At 58.0% G+C, this 17,548-nt stretch carries 14 protein-coding genes, 1 tRNA gene and 1 pseudogene; 9 read left to right on the top strand and 7 right to left on the bottom strand.

The genetic code is table 11. From position 1 onward, the window contains the following. Window positions 1–19: 19 nt before the first annotated feature. Window positions 20–1,372 (bottom strand): anaerobic C4-dicarboxylate transporter DcuC, encoded by a 1,353-nt coding sequence (gene dcuC / locus ACTG2S_RS12705; RefSeq protein WP_439982594.1) that lies wholly within the window; start codon window positions 1,370–1,372, stop codon window positions 20–22. 195 nt (window positions 1,373–1,567) lie between these two features. Here dcuC and ACTG2S_RS12700 point away from each other — a divergent pair, with 195 nt between their 5' ends. Beyond that, window positions 1,568–2,032 carry a hypothetical protein gene (locus ACTG2S_RS12700; protein ID WP_274160448.1) on the top strand — a complete coding sequence of 155 codons (465 nt, stop codon included), beginning with the start codon at window positions 1,568–1,570 and terminating at the stop codon, window positions 2,030–2,032. Window positions 2,033–2,215: 183 nt separating this feature from the next. Further along, window positions 2,216–2,812: a DUF922 domain-containing protein gene (locus ACTG2S_RS12695; protein WP_058056880.1), complete on the top strand. Its 597-nt coding sequence runs from the start codon at window positions 2,216–2,218 to the stop codon at window positions 2,810–2,812. Between the two features lie 95 nt (window positions 2,813–2,907). On the opposite strand, the gene mnmC is transcribed toward ACTG2S_RS12695, so the two are convergent. After that, on the bottom strand, window positions 2,908–4,926 hold the full coding sequence (mnmC, locus tag ACTG2S_RS12690; protein WP_274160447.1) for a bifunctional tRNA (5-methylaminomethyl-2-thiouridine)(34)-methyltransferase MnmD/FAD-dependent 5-carboxymethylaminomethyl-2-thiouridine(34) oxidoreductase MnmC: 2,019 nt from the start codon (window positions 4,924–4,926) through the stop codon (window positions 2,908–2,910). A 90-nt stretch (window positions 4,927–5,016) separates the two neighbouring features. Between mnmC and fabB the strand changes: the two genes are divergently transcribed. Further along, window positions 5,017–6,228 carry a beta-ketoacyl-ACP synthase I gene (gene fabB, locus ACTG2S_RS12685; protein WP_040068049.1) on the top strand — a complete coding sequence of 404 codons (1,212 nt, stop codon included), beginning with the start codon at window positions 5,017–5,019 and terminating at the stop codon, window positions 6,226–6,228. Between the two features lie 281 nt (window positions 6,229–6,509). On the opposite strand, the pseudogene ACTG2S_RS12680 reads toward fabB, so the two are convergent. Next, window positions 6,510–7,838: pseudogene (locus ACTG2S_RS12680) on the bottom strand (IS4 family transposase). Between the two features lie 131 nt (window positions 7,839–7,969). Continuing rightward, window positions 7,970–9,655: an aspartate:alanine antiporter gene (locus ACTG2S_RS12675; RefSeq protein WP_005336899.1), complete on the bottom strand. Its 1,686-nt coding sequence runs from the start codon at window positions 9,653–9,655 to the stop codon at window positions 7,970–7,972. 137 nt (window positions 9,656–9,792) lie between these two features. Between ACTG2S_RS12675 and ACTG2S_RS12670 the strand changes: the two genes are divergently transcribed. Further along, window positions 9,793–10,290 carry a hypothetical protein gene (locus ACTG2S_RS12670; RefSeq protein WP_274160446.1) on the top strand — a complete coding sequence of 166 codons (498 nt, stop codon included), beginning with the start codon at window positions 9,793–9,795 and terminating at the stop codon, window positions 10,288–10,290. A gap of 138 nt (window positions 10,291–10,428) precedes the next feature. Here ACTG2S_RS12670 and ACTG2S_RS12665 read toward each other — a convergent pair. Beyond that, window positions 10,429–10,504: transfer RNA gene (locus ACTG2S_RS12665), tRNA-Asn, on the bottom strand. Between the two features lie 133 nt (window positions 10,505–10,637). On the opposite strand from ACTG2S_RS12665, the gene uvrB reads away from it, so the two are divergent. The 3 genes from uvrB to ACTG2S_RS12650 all read left to right on the top strand — a co-directional run bounded on the left by uvrB (window position 10,638) and on the right by ACTG2S_RS12650 (window position 13,730). Next, on the top strand, window positions 10,638–12,650 hold the full coding sequence (gene uvrB, locus ACTG2S_RS12660) for an excinuclease ABC subunit UvrB (RefSeq protein ID WP_274160445.1): 2,013 nt from the start codon (window positions 10,638–10,640) through the stop codon (window positions 12,648–12,650). Beyond that, on the top strand, window positions 12,647–12,904 hold the full coding sequence (locus tag ACTG2S_RS12655; protein WP_013723683.1) for a YkvA family protein: 258 nt from the start codon (window positions 12,647–12,649) through the stop codon (window positions 12,902–12,904). The genes uvrB and ACTG2S_RS12655 overlap by 4 nt, the downstream gene beginning before the upstream one ends. A gap of 178 nt (window positions 12,905–13,082) precedes the next feature. Then, window positions 13,083–13,730 carry a DedA family protein gene (locus tag ACTG2S_RS12650; RefSeq protein WP_040069761.1) on the top strand — a complete coding sequence of 216 codons (648 nt, stop codon included), beginning with the start codon at window positions 13,083–13,085 and terminating at the stop codon, window positions 13,728–13,730. Window positions 13,731–13,810: 80 nt separating this feature from the next. Here the strand turns inward: ACTG2S_RS12650 and dsbB are convergent, their stop codons facing one another. Both dsbB and nhaB read right to left on the bottom strand, forming a co-directional pair. Next, window positions 13,811–14,332 carry a disulfide bond formation protein DsbB gene (gene dsbB / locus ACTG2S_RS12645; protein ID WP_005336895.1) on the bottom strand — a complete coding sequence of 174 codons (522 nt, stop codon included), beginning with the start codon at window positions 14,330–14,332 and terminating at the stop codon, window positions 13,811–13,813. A gap of 98 nt (window positions 14,333–14,430) precedes the next feature. Further along, entirely contained in the window at window positions 14,431–16,011 is a 1,581-nt protein-coding gene (gene nhaB / locus ACTG2S_RS12640; RefSeq protein WP_227096456.1) for a Na(+)/H(+) antiporter NhaB, read from the bottom strand. Window positions 16,012–16,344: 333 nt separating this feature from the next. Here nhaB and fadR point away from each other — a divergent pair, with 333 nt between their 5' ends. Next, complete coding sequence (gene fadR / locus ACTG2S_RS12635; RefSeq protein ID WP_026034983.1) at window positions 16,345–17,058, top strand: fatty acid metabolism transcriptional regulator FadR; 714 nt, start codon at window positions 16,345–16,347, stop codon at window positions 17,056–17,058. A 265-nt stretch (window positions 17,059–17,323) separates the two neighbouring features. Then, complete coding sequence (locus tag ACTG2S_RS12630) at window positions 17,324–17,464, top strand: TIGR02808 family protein (protein ID WP_005345965.1); 141 nt, start codon at window positions 17,324–17,326, stop codon at window positions 17,462–17,464. Window positions 17,465–17,548 lie beyond the last annotated feature (84 nt).

Genomic DNA, 17,548 nt, shown 5'->3' with positions numbered 1-17,548 from the left:
GTGCCGGGCTGGTCAATGATCAGGCGGGTACCATGATCTGGGTGGCGACAATCACCACCAGCAGGCCGACGGCGACCGGCATACTGGTGCGCTTGACCACCTCAAACGGCGAGAGCTTGCCCATCCCGGCACAGGCGACCACCACCCCGGAGACCGGAGAAATGGTGCGACCCAGGTTGGAGGCTTGCAGCATCGGGATCACCAGATAGGCCGGGTTGATGCCAAGGCTGCTGGCCAGGTTGGGGATCAGCTCTACGAAGGCATAGAAGGGGGCATTGCCCGAGCCGGTGGTGAAGGCTGCCAGGGTGGTGATCACTACCAGTGACAGCATCATGATCAGGCCGCCCGAACCGAGATCCTGCGCGTGAGCCAGCAGGGTGTCGATAAAGCCGATGGTCATCAGACCCTGGGCGAAGACGCCGGCACCGACCAGCAGCATGACCACACCGGCAAAGGCATCAGCCATGTTGCGCCAGCAGACCTGCAGACCGTCCAGCAGCTCCTTGCCATTGCGGATACGCACGAGTTCCAGCAGGCTGGCCAGCACCATGCACATGACGATGATGGTGACGATATCCAGCTGCGGACCCCATTTGCCGTCAAACACCAGCACCCCGATGATGGGGGGAAAGGGCAGGATGGCGTAGAAGGCAGGCGCAGTTGTCACCAGATCACCCGGTGCGACCGGCTCGTTGTGCTCACCGGATTTTTGGTCAAGGTAGCGCTGCCAGAAGAAGTGGGTCACCGCCATGCAGGCGATCGCCACCAGCGAGATGGGCAGGGTCAGCTTGAAGGCAAAATCCAGCAGCGGCATGTTGGCGGCCTGAGCAGCCATCACCACGTCACCGGAGGTTGGTGCCAGAATGATGGCGGCTGGCGATGCGCACACGGCCGCCGCCGCGCCACGGGAGATCCCCATGTTGACCATCAGCGGAAACAGGGTGGCCATCAACAACACGCCGAGGCCGGTAGCGGAGCTCACCGCCAGCGACATGGCGCAGGCCACCAGATAGGCAGCCACCAGCAGGATATAGGGGGACTTGATGATGCCGAGCGGTTTGCTGGCCAGCTTGACCAGAATGGTGTTGGCACCGATATGGCTCATGTAGCCGGCGAAGCCGCACAGCACCATGATCAGCATCCCCAGTCCACCGCCACGGTCATTGAGCAGGAAGCGGACGTATTCGAAGATATCGGTTGCGATATAACCGGTGCTGGCTACCTTGCTCGGCAGCACCGGCTTGCCCATCATGGCGGTGATGACCAGCAGCAGCAAGCCGCCGCTCAGCAGCACCCCGGTCGCGGAGTATCCTTTGAAAATGGCACGGCCCACCACCAGGGTGACCAGGGTGCCAACGATGAGTTCCAGCATATGTTGCCTTCTGATTGGATGAGAGTGGAGGGAGTCTATTCCGATAGGGGTAGAGTGGCGACTGAAAACAGGATGTTGTGTGAGCTAAATCAACGTTTAACCCCATGAACAGAATTAAAGAAAGGTAAAGGTACTTTACCCAGCGGGTTTGGCTACCTACCCTTGCCAGCCTTGGTTGTCTTTTGAGGCTTTTATATGGTGGTTGGTGATTTTTCAGGCATTAAACGCTCTATTTTCCTGCTTGCGATGCTATTTTCACCTACTTGCGTGTTTGCGGTAACCAATGACGGTTTTCATCAAACCGGTCCTCATCAGGCGGTCGCCATGCGGCGTCTCATGGCTCCTCACTCTTACGGTGTACTGGTGGTTGCCGAGGGGAACAGACCCCGTTTTGCCGCGCTGGCATCCAAAACCACCGAAGCAATCTGCCTGGCCCGTCATGCCATCCGGGTAGATGGGGTCGCGTTGCTGGTCACTCCGAGATTCTATGCCAAAGAGGGAAAACGGGGACTTTGCGAGCTGTGGCTCAATGAGGGGGCAGATCAGGACTTTTTTGCCAACCGTCTTAAAAATGATCATTTTATTCAGATAGATGGTCATGACATCAATGTGAAAAACTATCACCTCGACTGGCAGCGCATCAGCCGTCATGCTCAATAAAAATACAGTTTTGGCCTTGTGCCATACTCTGCTCACGCAAGCTGTGAGCGTGCTCTGATTTCTGGGTGCATCATTGTATTGCGCCGCCTCGTCGTCACACATAGGCTATACCCGTCATCTGTGTGGCGGTGGGGTTCACCAAGGTTGGTTCTCCGCCCGTGCAATCAAGGAAGGTAGTCTGGCATGGTCAGCAAGGTTTATGGAGTAGTGGGGGTCGGGTTGTTGCTGTTGCCCCTGATGAGTCAGGCTCAGCCGAGCCGGCCGCAAGTGGTGCCAGAGTCCCGCATCAATGTCCGTTTTTATGAGGTCAATGCAACGAGTCCTGAGCAGCTTGCCCGGGCGATTGCCCAGAGTGCTCCCAAGGTGAATGGCAAGCCCGTGCTCGGCAAGGCGAGTTATCAAGTGGACTGGCAGCTGGATACCGAGCAGTTGCCGGGGCGCTGCCAGCTCAACCGGGTGACGGTGACCACCAACGCCACCGTGCTGCTGCCCCGCTGGCGTCAGAGCGCGAACAGTAACGATCCTGCCCGCCAGCGCTGGGGGCGGCTGCTCTCCAGCATGTTTGACTACGAATCCCGCTTCAAGGAGATGGTACTGCAAGGGGCTAATCAGGTAGGTGGCGCCATTGCGGGATTACCCGGTCATGCAGATTGTCAGGCGCTGCGCTATGCCGCGTGGGCTGCGGGCAGTGGCGAGCTGAACAAGGTCAAGGGACGGCTCGACGGATTCCAGCGTCAGACGGGTTACGGCGAACAGCTTGGGGTGCACTGGCCCAAGTGAGCGCTATCTCAAGACGCAATATCCAGCATCGCACGATTTGATAAATAGAATGGCCGCCCGATGGGCGGCCATTCTATTTGTTTGCAGAGTCCGGTTCAGACCAGCGCTTTGCCCTTGAGCAGCTTGCGTACCCAGTAACGGGCAGGGTGGAGCGCTTCCAGCAGATCGGCGGCCAGCGGCAGGGGATCGCCGCAGATCTCGCTGGCGAGCAGCTCGCCACAGAGCGGCGCCGAGCAGAGACCCCGCGAACCGAGCGCACCCAGCACATAGAGACCGTGATGAAGGGGGAGCGGCTGGGCGTTGTGTTGATCATGCTGCAGCTGCGCATAGTGATCCGCCAGACCTTGCAATCTGGCCACTGGTCCTACCACTGGCAGGTGATCCCGACTGGCACAACGCACCCCTACGCGCGCCTCGTTGCCGCTCACATCCACCTCGGCGGGCCAGGCCTGCTCCGGCAGGCAGGCTTGCAACCGCACCTGATTCTGGATTTGCTCCTCGGCACGAAACTCAAGGCTGCTCTGGTTGCGGCCATAGCTGGCACCAATACAGTGTTGATCGTTGTGCATTGGCGTGAGGTAGCCATCGTAGCAGAGCACGGTCTTGAGCTGACGCAAGCTGGCCGAGGTCGGCACATGGCTCACCTGACCGCGCACCGGATAGAGGGGCAGCTCGGCAAAGGGGAGCAGTGCTGGCAACTGGTGACCGGCGGCGACCACCAGATTGGGAGCCAGCCAGTGGCGGCCATCCTGGCTCTCTACTTGCCAGCCATCGGTCTGCTCGGCAATGGCAACCACCTCGGTATTGAACACGACCTTCAGCAGGCCGCTGGCTTGTGCTTCTTTGATAGCGGCGCGGGTGAGATCGGCCGGACAGAGCCAGCCCCCTAGCGGGTAACTGACGCCGCTGTGGCCGCAGGGCAGGCCAACCACCTGCTCTACCTCTGCTGTAGAGAGGGGTTGCATCAGTTCGGACGGGAAGGGGCCCTGACTCATCTTGGCCAGCTTGGCTGCCGATTTGTCGTCATAACCGAGCTGGGTCACTCCGCACAGTGCAAAAGCGATGGGGTGGCGTTCGGCCAACGCCAGCAGCCGTTGGCGGGCATAGCCAAAGGCGAGCGAATAGAAGCGTGACAGGGCATCGTGCTCGCCGTTAAGCAGTGGATAGAGGGCTCCTTGGCGGTTGCCCGAGGCGCCGGTGGCCGGTTCGCCATCTGCACACAGCAACGTCACCTTGCGACCCCGCTCCACCAGAGAGAGCGCCGTCATGGCCGAGGCGATGCCGCCGCCGATGATCACTACCTCGTCAGCGTGTCCGGCAGGACGGGCATACCAGGGGGCGATGGTCTGCTGCGGCTGCTTGTCGGTGCGATCCCCCACCAGCATCTCCCGCTTGCTACCGTGGCCCTTCACCTTCTTCATGGCAAAACCGGCGGCAATCAGGCCGCGACGGACAAAACCGGCACAGGTAAAGGTGGCGATGGAGCAATCGGGACGGGCGAGGCGAGCGAGACCATCAAACAGCTCCTGTGTCCACATCTCCGGGTTCTTGGCCGGGGAGAAACCATCCAGATACCAGGCATCCACCAGCCCCTTTGCCCGGTGAGGCACCTGCGGCAGCATATCCTTGATATCGCCAAACCAGAGATCGAGGCGAATGCGGCCACCCGCAAAATGCAGGCGGTGGCAACCGGAAACCGGCAGCGGCCATTGGGCGACAAGATCCTGACTCAAGTGGCCAAGTTCAGGCCAGGCGGCCAGCGCCTTGCGCAGATCGTCTTGGGTCAGGGGGTATTTCTCGAAACTGATGAAGTGCAGACGGGAGCCGTTGCCGGATTGGGGCGCCTGTTCCAGGAAGGCTTGCATTGTCGCCAGAAAGTTAAGACCTGTGCCGAAACCTGTTTCACCTATCACGAAACTGTCACTATCGTGGTGCGAAAATCGCGCAGGTAGCCGGTTTTGCTGCAAAAAGACGTAGCGGGTTTCACTTAGACCGTTATCATTGGAAAAGTACACATCCCCGAAGTCACTGGAGACAGGAGTTCCCGCTTCATTCCAGTCCAATCGGGCATGATGTAAGGATGTTTGACTCACGTTTTCCTCGGCTCGCGTCACAAAATCGCGGGCATTCTACGTGAAAGCAGACCAGTTTGGCAGCCGAAAGCGGGTAGACTTGGCGCCAGTTTTTCCAGACGAGATGAATTAATGAGAAGAGCAGTGATCACCGGTATCGGCGTCATCTCCAGTATCGGCAACAACAAGGAAGAAGTGCTGGCCTCCCTGAAAGCAGGTAAATCCGGCATCACCTATTCCGAGCAGTTCGAGCAGCACAACCTGCGCAGCCGTGTCTGGGGTAACATCAAACTCGATCCGTCTGAACTGATCGACCGTAAAGTCATGCGTTTCATGGGCGACGCTGCGGCCTACGCCTACCTCTCCATGCAGCAGGCCATTGCAGATGCCGGTCTGGCGGAAGATCAGGTCTCCAACGAGCGTACCGGCCTGGTGGTCGGTTCAGGTGGTGCCTCCGGCAAGAACACCTCGGAATCTGTGGACATCGCCCGCGAAAAAGGGGTCAAGCGTGTGGGTCCTTACATGGTGCCGCGCACCATGTCTTCCACCACCTCTGCTTGCCTGGCGACCCCGTTCCAGATCAAGGGTGTCAACTACTCCATCAGCTCCGCCTGCGCCACCTCTGCGCACTGCATCGGTCACGCACTTGAGCTGATCCAGCTTGGCAAACAGGATGTGGTCTTCGCCGGTGGCGGTGAAGAGCTGGACTGGTCCTCTACCATCCAGTTTGACGCCATGGGTGCCCTCTCCACCAAATACAACGACACGCCGGAAAAAGCGTCCCGTACCTATGATGCGAACCGCGACGGTTTCGTTATCTCCGGTGGCGGCGGCATTCTGGTGATCGAAGAGCTGGAACATGCGCTGGCGCGTGGCGCTCACATCTATGCCGAGCTGACCGGTTACGGTGCTACCTCCGATGGCTACGACATGGTCGCGCCGAGCGGTGAAGGTGCGGTGCGTTGCATGAAGATGGCGATGCAGGGTGTTGGCAAGGTTGATTACATCAACACCCACGGCACCTCCACTCCGGTGGGTGATACCAAAGAGCTGGAAGCTATCCAGACTCTGTTTGGCGCCAACGGTCCCAAGATCTCTGCCACCAAGGCGATGACCGGCCATGCGCTGGGCGCTGCGGGCGTGCACGAGGCTGTCTACTCCCTGCTGATGATGGAACACGGCTTTATCGCCCCCAGCATCAACATCGAGACCTTGGACGAGAAGGCTGAAGGTCTGCCCATCGTGCGTGAGTACGAAGCGGCCGAACTCAACACCGTCATGTCCAACAGCTTCGGCTTTGGCGGTACCAACGCCTCACTGGTGTTCAGCAAGTTCAAAGCTTGATCATCCGGTTGATATGAAAAAAGCGCCTCAGGGCGCTTTTTTTGTCTTCGGGATTTGCCATCACTCATTGCAGAGCAGAGCAGAGCAGAGCAGAGCAGAGCAGAGCAGAGCAGAGCAGAGCAGAGCAGAGCAGAGCAGAGATCGACCATTGTGGAATAGGGGTGGGGGCAGATTTCAGTGCAGATGGTGGGGGGGGAGGTGACGCCACACCAATGAGCCGGATCTACATCTCTCTAGTGGAGTAGATAGCAAGAAGGGAGTCTGAGGCTAATGCCAGTCAGTTAAGCCTGACTGGCATTGTTTTTATTGGCTTTTTTCACCGCATACTTTTGTGGTCTTGCCTTCACACTGCGGGGATAACTCCGCTCCCTTCGCTCCGGTAATACAAACTGCCCCGCCTGCTTATCCAGCTCTGCCACCCGCTTCGGGATACTCCCCGGTGACAGGTACGGCATGCAGCTCAGTTCATGGATGAGGTACACCGATGCCATGTGAAAACTCAGCTGGCTCGCCGTGTATCCCTTCAGGCTCGCCGCCATCTTTACCATCTGGCTGCGCAGCAGGTTATACGCCAGCAGCACGCCCCACAGCTCTTGCCGTATCCCCGCCGCCTTCTTGCTGCGCAGGGTCAGCCGGTGTTGTTGCAGGCTGTGCCTCATCTCCCGATAGCACAACTCGATTTCCCAGCGCTGGCTGTAGAGCTCGACGATGTCGGCGCCCGGGAAACGCATCGGGTCGACCATCGAGGTCAGTACCTGCCGCTCTTTGCCGTTGAGGGTGCGGGTCAGCAAGCGGGCTTCTAGTGTCTCTGGCAGTTGCGGCCACTTCTTCCTCGCCTGTGGGCTGGTTTTCAGCAAGACCAGTGCATCCTGGCGCCCCAGTTTGCGCACCATCTCGTATTGGGTGGCCTTTTTGAGCGGCAGCAACCAGTGCCGCTCTACGCCCGCACTCTGCCATGCATGGAGCAGACCGAGGGAGTAAAACCCCTTGTCGAACAGGGTGAGCGAGTGGTCCGGTGTGAGCGCGATGAGTTGCTCGGCCAGTACCATCTCGTTGACGGTGCAGCTCTCCATGACGGCTTGCGTGAGCAGGTGGCTGGTCAGCTCCATCTGACAGAGCATGCGCACCTGCGGATAGGCGGTCTCACCATGCTGAGTACCGGGCTTGGCAAAGGCGGCTGCATTGTCCGAAGTATCGGGTGTGCGCCACATCACGCCATCGACGGCGAGCAGTTGCAGCCCGGCCCAACCGGGGTGGTTGGCCTGCTGGTACCAACGCGAGGCGGTCTCGTGAAACAGCCGCTCGATGCTCTTGTCCCCCAGTTTTTGGCGAGCTTGCAGGAAGGCGCTGGGGGCAACGAAAGGACGGTCGCCGGGCAACAGGATATCGAGCTGATTGACCAGCTGAGTCATGGGAACATGGCGGAAGATAGCCATACCGATGATGGCCCAGACCAGACGCTCCATGGGCATACGGCGGCGACGCAGGGTCACGACATCCTCTTAGGCGAGCAGCGTCGTGATGAGCTCGGGAGGAATGAGGTCGGAGAGTGACTCAAACTGAGCGGCATTGCTGGCGTGGAGGAAGTCGAGAGCCTGGTCGATACGCATAAAAAATCCGAAACCAATCAACAGGTTTCGGATTTTCACACAGCAGAAGGATCGGTCAATGGATCCTTAACTGATCGGCATTAGGAGCCTGAGGCTCCCTTCTTTGTTAGCGGTAATGTGATGGCTGCTGGCTAGAACCAGAAGCCGATGATAAAGGAGCCCGCCAGGGTCAGCATCACGTTGGCCACCGCATAGGTACCGGCATAACCGAGCGCCGGAATGGAGCTGTTGGCTGCCTCGTTGACCACATCCATCGCCGGGGCACAGGTACGGGCACCTGTGATGGCACCGAGCAGCAGTGCCGGGTTCATCTTGAGCACCCAGACCCCGAACAGATAGCCGACCAGCACTGGCAAGGTGGTCACCAGCATGCCGGAGAAGAGCACTACCGTACCCACCTCGCTGAGGTGGTCGAGGATGCCGCCACCGGCTTTCAGGCCCGTGCTCACCATAAAGACCGCCAGACCAAGATCCTTGGCCAATCTGAGCGCGCCGGGCGGCACATAGCCGACCGTCGGGTGGTTGGCCCGCAGGTAACCCATCAGAATGCCTGCCAGCAGCAGGCCGACGGCGTTGCCGAGACCGAATTCGATCTGACCGAACACCAGCGAAACGGAGCCGATCAGCAGGCCGAGTACGAAGAAGGTGGTGAAGGCCACCAGATCCGTGGTCTGGCTGTGGATGCTGATAAAGCCGATCTTGTTGGCCAGCAGTTTGACCCGCTGCTTCTCGCCGCTGATCTGCAACACGTCGCCCTTTTGCAGCATGATGTTGCGATCGAACGGCATCTCGATCTGGGAGCGCACTACCCGGTTGAGGAAGCACCCTTTCTCGGTGAGGTTGAGCTCCACCAGATGGCGGCCTACCACGGAGTCATTCTTTACCACTATCTCTTCGGTAACGATCTGTAGGTCAAGCAAGTTGCGGTCGAACACCTCTTTACCGTTGCGATAGTTGACGTCCAGCTTCTCGTGGCTCTCGGGATAGCCCACCAGGGCGATCTCATCCCCTTCCTGAATGACGGCATCGCCATCGGGACTGGCCAGAATGCCGTTGCGGCGGATTCGCTCTACATAGCAGCCGGTATGGGGATAGATGCCGGTCTCGCGCAGGGTACGGCCACCGATCCAGGCTGCCAGTTCGGGGCCCACCCGATAGGCGCGGATGATGGGCAGATAGGTCTTGCGACTCTCGCTGTCGGAGAGACCCCGCTCGCGGGCGATTTTTTGCGCCTCGGTATTGAGATCGAGTCGTGCCAGCGACGGGAGATAGCGCACCACCAGCATCAGGCCAACCAGACCCACCAGATAGGTCAGGGCGTAGCCGATGCCCATATTGTCCAGCACCGCCTGCATATCGGTTTGATGAGGCAGGTTGAGCAGACCGCTACGCAAGGCATCCTGGGCACCCACCAGCGCCGGGGTCGAGGTGAGGGAACCCGCCAGGATCCCCGCCGCCATGCCCGGCCCCAGATTGAAGAACTTGGCCAGCCCCACCGTCAGCAGCAGGGCGGTCAGCAAGATCACCAGGGTCAGGGTGATGTAGTGGATGCCGTCGCGCAGGAAGACGCTGAAGAAGTGAGGGCCTGCCTCGATCCCCACACAGAAGATGAACAGCATAAAGCCGACGTTTTCAGTGGTGGCCGCAAATTCGAAGCCCATCTGGCCAAACAGCAGGGCGGTAAACAGCACACCTATGGTGTTGCCAATCTGAAAGTTGCCAATTCGCACCTTGCCAAGCAGCAGGCCGAAGGCCAATACCACGAACAGCAGCAGGGAGTCGCTTTGATGTAGCAGTGTCACGAAATCTATGGTCATGCCCGGAAAAACCGAGGAAAAAAGTGGGGTCGATATTGTGCCGGATCTATCCCCAATAAAGAAGCGCAGGGAAGCGATTAATCGGACGTTATCGGACGCTATTTGTGGAACCGGCGGCGTGATAGGGAGACAAGCGGATGAAATCTGGCAATTTTTGCTGTAACCGTCGTTGTCAATTAGTGAAATCTGCTGCCCGCGACCGAAGTGCTCTGGCGCAGGCCGATATTTTAGATTCTGCTGTTCAGCTGCTTGGCGGGGATCAGTTTCAGCAGATTCAACCGATGGCCGCCATGGTGGATAGAGGGGCAAATCAGCTTGATATTTGCCCGTTCGCCCACGGGGCATGGGTTGGCAAAAAGATGCTTCTGAAAAGTGCCAATAGAGCCTGTCACCAGGTGGTTTCGGAGGGAGCAAAAAAACAGCATAAAATCAGGTTGGCCAGCAAAATGACTCTTTGCCGGGGGCCATCAAGGGCAATCCTGCGTCCTGACGGGGCTTGCTGCACTTACCCACAGAATCTGTGGATAACCCTGTTTATGAAACTTGTTTATCGCCCTGAAAGCCGCGCCAGCACTGGGATGCAAGGGCTGTTCAAAAAATACCGGAAGAAAAATGTTTGTATAAAAATCAGATAGTTAGATGCGACAGGAGAATACTCTGTCGTGCCGGAACGGGTAACAAAATGGAGCGTCAGCAGCAAGAAGGATCTTGTGCATTAAAATTGGCAGGAGAGGGCACTAAAGTGGATAACTTGCACCGAGATGGTGAGAAATTGGCTCCCCCGACTGGACTTGAACCAGTGACATACGGATTAACAGTCCGCCGTTCTACCGACTGAACTACGGGGGAACATCAGGCAAGGAGGAGCATCATACAGAAGGTGTCCTGGGTGGTCAAGCCATTCGCGGGATGATGGCACGGGTGTACCGTTGCCAAACCCTCGGTTACACTGCTCCTCTGCTGTTTTGTGTCGGGAGTGTTCATGAGCAAATTGTTCAAGTTAGCCAGCCAGTTTCAACCCGCCGGGGATCAGCCCATGGCGATTGCCCAACTGCTGGATGGCATCGAGTCGGGGCTGGCCCATCAGACCCTGCTCGGGGTGACCGGTTCGGGCAAGACCTTCACCATGGCCAACGTCATCGCCACCCTGAACCGCCCGACCATGATCCTGGCTCCCAACAAGACCCTGGCCGCCCAGCTCTATGGTGAAATGAAGGAGTTCTTCCCCGACAACGCGGTGGAGTATTTCGTCTCCTACTACGACTATTACCAGCCCGAAGCCTATGTGCCGACCACCGACACCTTTATAGAGAAGGATGCCTCCATCAACGATCACATCGAGCAGATGCGATTGTCGGCCACCAAGGCGTTGCTGGAGCGGCGCGACGTGGTGATCGTTGCTTCGGTGTCGGCCATCTATGGTCTGGGGGATCCCCAAGCTTATCTGAGCATGATGTTGCACTTGAAAGTGGGGGATGTGATCAACCAGCGGGATATCCTGCGTCGCCTCGCCGAGCTGCAGTACACCCGCAACGACATGGCGTTTCAACGCGGTACCTTCCGGGTGCGCGGTGAAGTGCTCGACATCTACCCTGCCGAATCGGACAAGCTGGCCCTGCGGGTAGAGCTGTTTGATGAGGAGGTGGAGCGCCTTTCCCTGTTCGACCCGCTGACCGGCGCCATCGAGCAGACGGTAGTGCGCTACACCATCTACCCCAAGACCCACTACGCCACCCCGCGCGAGACCATTCTGGGGGCTATCGAGCATATCAAGGAGGAGCTGCGCAACCGCCGCGAGCAGCTGTTGTCCCTCAACAAGCTGGTTGAAGAGCAGCGCATCAGCCAGCGTACCCAGTTCGACATGGAGATGATGCAGGAGCTGGGTTACTGCTCCGGCATCGAGAACTACAGCCGCTACCTTTCCGGTCGTGCGCCGGGGGAGCCGCCGCCCACCCTGTTTGACTACCTGCCGGGGGATGGCCTGCTCATCATAGACGAGTCTCACGTGACCGTGCCGCAGATCGGTGCCATGTTCAAAGGGGACCGCTCCCGCAAGGAGACCCTGGTGGAGTACGGCTTCCGGCTCCCCTCGGCGCTCGACAACCGGCCGCTCAAGTTCGACGAATTTGAAGCGCTGATGCCGCAGACTGTGTTTGTTTCGGCGACTCCCGGCCCCTACGAGCTGGAGAAGTCCGGCGGCGATGTGGTGCAGCAGGTGGTGCGCCCAACCGGCTTGCTCGATCCGGAGATCGAGGTGCGTCCGGTGACCACGCAGGTGGACGATCTGCTCTCCGAGATCCGCAAGCGGGTCGCCGTCGAAGAGCGGGTGCTGGTCACGACCCTGACCAAGCGGATGGCGGAAGACTTGACCGAGTATCTGGCGGAGCACGACGTCAAGGTGCGCTACCTCCACTCCGATATCGACACGGTCGAGCGGGTGGAGATCATCCGCGATCTGCGCCTCGGCAAGTTCGATGTACTGGTCGGCATCAACCTGCTGAGGGAAGGTCTCGACATGCCGGAGGTGTCGCTGGTGGCGATTCTGGATGCGGATAAAGAGGGCTTCCTGCGCTCGACCCGCTCGCTGATCCAGACCATCGGCCGGGCGGCGCGTAACCTCAACGGCAAGGTCATTCTCTACGGCGATACCATCACCAACTCGATGAAGGTCGCCATTGAGGAGACCGAGCGGCGCCGCGCCTTGCAGCATGCCTATAACCTCAAGCATGGGATCACCCCCAAGGGGCTCAATAAGTCCATTGGTGATGTGATGGACATGGGCGGCAGCCGCACGGCAGGCAAACCTGGCAAGGGGATGCGCAAGGCGGCCGAGCCGCAAGGGGAGTACCATGTCCGCTCTGCCAGCGAGATTGCCAAAGAGATCAAGCGGATGGAGGAGCAGATGTTCCAACATGCCCGGGATCTGGAGTTCGAACAGGCGGCAGCACTGCGGGATCAGATCCAGCAGTTGCGCAGCGAGTTGATTGAGTCATGAGCCGCAAACGCTGGCTGATTTGGCAACGACTTCGTCGTCTCTATCATGGTTTTCGCCATCCCGGTACCCCCTGGTGGGCGAGGGGACTGGTGATCCTTATCCTGCTCTATGGCATTAGTCCGGTGGATCTTATCCCTGACGTGGTGCCCTTGCTGGGTTGGTTCGATGACGTGACCCTGCTGCTGGTGTTGCTGTGGGGTTGGGAGCGTTGCCTTCCCCCCGCAGTGCGCAGCGATCTGGAACAGGCCTCCTAGTTCACCTTTTCAACACCACGCTCGACATCACTCTGTGCGCTCCCACCCTCGAAGGAAGCGGAAAAACGGTTTCATTTGAAGGTGGGCTCTGCAGGATGAAAAAGAGGCTGGCCGGTGATTGTCGCCCGAATGGCATTGGCGTAGACTCCACGCCGTTCACTTTATGGGTATGGAAAAAATGGATCTGATCCTCTTTGCAATCGACTTTATCCTGCACGTTGACGTGCATTTGAAAGAGCTATTCGAAAACTATGGCGTCTGGGTTTACGCCATCCTGTTTCTGATCATCTTCTGTGAAACCGGGCTGGTAGTGACGCCGTTCCTGCCGGGTGACTCCCTGCTGTTTGCCGCCGGTGCGCTTACTGTGGGCAGCGTGCTGGACGTCCATACCCTGGCGGCCGTGCTGATCATCGCTGCCGTGCTGGGCAACGTGGTCAACTACACCATTGGTCACTTCTTCGGCGAGCAGCTGTTCCGCAACCCGGACTCCAAAATCTTCCGCCGCGACTATCTGGAGAAGACCCATGCTTTCTACGCCAAGCATGGCGGCAAGACCATCATCATCACCCGCTTCCTGCCTATCGTGCGTACCTTTGCGCCGTTCGTGGCAGGGATGGGGGCCATGACCTATCCGCGCTTCCTGGCGTTCAACCTGGTTGGCGGCCTGCTGTGGGTACTCTCCTTCGTCTATGCCGGCCACTTCTTTGGCAATCTGCCGGTGGTGCGTCACAACTTTACCCTGCTGATCTTCGGCATCATCGGTATCTCCCTGTTGCCCATGGTAATCGGCGCGGTCAAGGCCAAGATGAGTACAGCCAGGGCGTAACCAGAAATACGGTCAGCCAGAACGAGAAAGGGGGGAGCCATCATGGCTCCCCCCTTTTTATCTCCACACGGGCATGATACTCAGTTGCAGCAACGCCCTTTCACCAGATTGCCGATGGCCACTACGGTGAAGACCAACAGGTAAGCGGCGAAGATGACGACCAGCCACTGGGGCATGGAGTAACCGAAGAACTGCCAGGTGATCTGGGCACAATCCCCTTCCGGCATAAAGAGCCAGGGGAGCCACTGATCGAGCGGAGCCCAGCTCGGGAAGTCGGCAAACGGGCTGCAGACGTTGAACGGGGAGGGATTGACCTGATAGTCCACATGCTTGAGGGCCAGCTGGAAGCCGCGGAAGGCACTGTAGCCCCACAGCAACATGGCACTCCAGCGAACATACCACTTATCCGGCGCCACCATGCCGAGCAGACCGGCGGCCAGCACACCCAGGGTCGCCAACCGTTCGTAAACACACATCACGCACGGGGAGAGGCCCAGCACATGCTGGAAGAAGAGGGCGCACAACTCGAGGAACAGGGCTGATGCTGCCAACAGACCCCAGGCCAGCCGATGGGCGGCGATACGGCGGAGAAACTCGATCATCTCATTGATCTCTCAGAAAAAACAGTGGCTGAATTAGAGCAGAGCGGAACCGAAAAGAAAAGGGCCCTGAAAGGGCCCTCGGAAACCATCGCAATGGATTAATGCAGTGCCGGCTGTACCGCTGGCAGCGCACTCTCCATCACCAGCCATCCATGCTGATAGAACCACTCGGTGGCAGGACCAAGGAGCAATTCGACAGAGAAAAAGCCGATCAGCCCCAGCACCAATGTGTAGGGCAGCGCCATCCAGACCATGCGGCCATAGGAGAGACGCAGCAGCGGCGCCAATGCCGAGGTGAGCATAAACAGGAAGGCGGCCTGACCATTGGGGGTGGCGACTGACGGCAGATTGGTACCTGTATTGATGGCTACCGCCAGCAGATCGAACTGGGCGCGGTCGATGGCACCATTGAGCATGGCCGTCTTCACCTCATTGATGTAGACGGTGCCGACAAAGACGTTGTCACTGACCATGGAGAGCACCCCGTTGGCCAGATAGAAGAGGGCCAGCTGGTTCTCCGGTTTGGCTGCCAGTACCAGCTGGATCACCGGCTTGAACAGCTGCTGATCGATGATGACGGCGACCACGCTGAAGAAGACTGCCAGCAGGGCGGTGAAGGGGAGTGCCTCCTGGAAGGCTTTACCCAGCGAGTGCTCCTCGGTGATCCCGGTCAGAGAGGTGGCTAGCACGATGACCGAGAGGCCAATCAGACCAACGGCTGCAAGGTGCATGGCCAGACCGACAATCAGCCAGATCGCAATCAACGCCTGAACGATCAGCTTGGCCTTGTCTTGCGGGCTGCGTTTTGCCTCTTCGTAGCGGTTGTACTCCTCCATGATGGCACGCACCGTGTCCGGCAGGCGGGCGCCATAGCCAAACCAGCGGAACTGCTCCACCAGCACGCAGGTCAGCAGACCGCAGATAAAGACGGGGATGGTGACGGGAGACATGCGAATGGCAAATTCGGCGAAGTTCCAGCTCGCTTGCTCGCCGATGATGAGGTTTTGCGGCTCGCCCACAAGAGTGCAGACACCACCCAGCGCGGTACCGATGGCGGCATGCATCATCAGACTGCGCAGGAAGGCGCGAAAATCATCGAGATCCTGGCGATTGAGCTCGGCGACTTCCTTATCATCGGTATGGTCATGGCTGTGACCAAACTCCTTGCCGGACGAGACCTTGTGATAGATAGCGTAAAAGCCGGTGGCGACGCTGATCACCACGGCAATCACGGTCAGGGCATCGAGAAAAGCTGACAGGAAGGCGGAGACCAGACAGAAGGAGAGGGAGAGCAGGATCTTGGAGCGTACGCCGATCAGCAGCTTGGTGAAGACATAGAGCAGCAGCTGCTTCATGAAATAGATGCCTGCCACCATGAACACCAGCAACAACAGCACTTCGATATTGGCGACCAGCTCGTGTTTGACCTGATCGGCGGAGGTCATGCCGATCAACACGGCTTCGATCGCGAGCAGACCACCCGGTTGCAGGGGGTAGCACTTGAGGGCCATGGCCAGGGTGAAGATAAACTCAACGACTAGTAACCAGCCCGCAATGAAAGGATCAAGGTGGAAGGCAATCGGATTGATCACCAGAAATAGCAAGATGGCGCTTTTATACCACTGTGGTGCATTGCCCAAGAAGTTCTTGGCGAATGCCTGCCCTAGGCTTATTGGCATGATATTGGGTCTCAACTTTGTTGTTAGGATCTGCTTCTATGCAGTCAAGGATGATTCGACCTGTGCCTCCGGATGTTGGCCTTTATCTGTCTGATTCCTCGTGATTTTAATCAAAAATCGTGACGATTATAAATGATAGCCGATGGAACTCTGCCCATCTGTCTGTTTTATAACCACCTTGTCGGGGTTGGCTGGCTCCCTCGTGGCGATTAGATACATATTCCCAACACTATATTTGCCATATGTGAGCAGAGGACTGACCTTATGCTTGCCAGCCATCATCGCTTTGATATCATTCGTCAGCCTTTTTACGCATTACAACAGAGTCAATTCATGGTTATAAAAGCGCAGAGCCCAGCTGGGTTTGCCGAGGAATACATCATCGAGTCCATCTGGAACAATCGCTTTCCTCCCGGATCTATTCTGCCCGCCGAGCGTGAATTATCCGAGTTGATCGGGGTGACGCGGACGACCTTGCGCGAAGTGCTGCAGCGACTGGCCCGTGATGGCTGGTTGACCATACAGCATGGCAAGCCGACCAAGGTGAACAATTTCTGGGAAACCTCCGGCCTCAATATTCTGGAGACGTTGGCTCGTCTGGATCAGGACAAGGTACCTGATCTGATAGCTCAGCTGCTCTCCGCCCGTACCCACATCTGCACCATCTTTATCCGCGGGGCGATCCGTCACAATCCGGAACAGGCCGCCGAGATCCTGCGTGGCGCCGATGGGGTCGAGAACAACGCACAGGCTTATGCCGAGTTCGATTATCGCCTGCACCACCAGCTGGCGTTTGCTTCCGGCAATCCGATCTACGCTTTGATCCTGAACGGTTTCAAAGGGTTGTACAGCCGGGTTGGCAGCTACTACTTCTCCGACAAGCAGGCCCGCGAGACCGCAGATGCCTACTACAAGACCCTGCTCAATCTGGCGGAGACCAAGAACCACGAAGCCGTGTTCATGACGGTGCGTCAGTACGGTATCGAGTCCGGCAAGCTGTGGACTCGCCTGCGTCAGGACATGCCAAGCGATCTGTGCGACAACTGATCCCTTGCCTGTGCTGTCCAAGAAACGCGCCATTCGGCGCGTTTTTTTATTCTGCCGTGTTTGTGTCTATCCTTGACTGGTGGTGGTAATTGTTTGAACTGCATGGATATTTGGCCAAAAAGCTTGATCCAGCGCAAATGAACCCTGCATTTATCACTTTGGTGGCATAGGACCCAACCGCTGATTGAGGTCAAATGGAGGCATCAAGAGCGGAGCCAATATCCGCCAGAAGGAACACACCTTTCACCGGATGAAGGACACAACAATGAGTCTTCTTGAACACACCATCTGGACAGTACTGGGATACGGGGCCATGCCCTTTATCTTTCTGAGCGGATTCGTGGCGGTGGCAGTGACCTGTTGCATGCTGCTGAACGCGTTCGGGGTACAGTCCGCCGAGAAGTGAGTCGCTTCTCCATGCCGCCAAATGCCAGTCTTCGGACTGGCATTTGTTTTTTGTGTCTTTTAAAGCACTTATCCCGGCAGGGAA

The organism is Aeromonas sp. 82P (assembly GCF_051919365.1).
GTDB lineage: Bacteria > Pseudomonadota > Gammaproteobacteria > Enterobacterales > Aeromonadaceae > Aeromonas > Aeromonas veronii.
The sequence above is the reverse complement of the archived record's forward strand: the minus strand, read 5'-3'. Positions and strand labels throughout refer to the sequence as shown.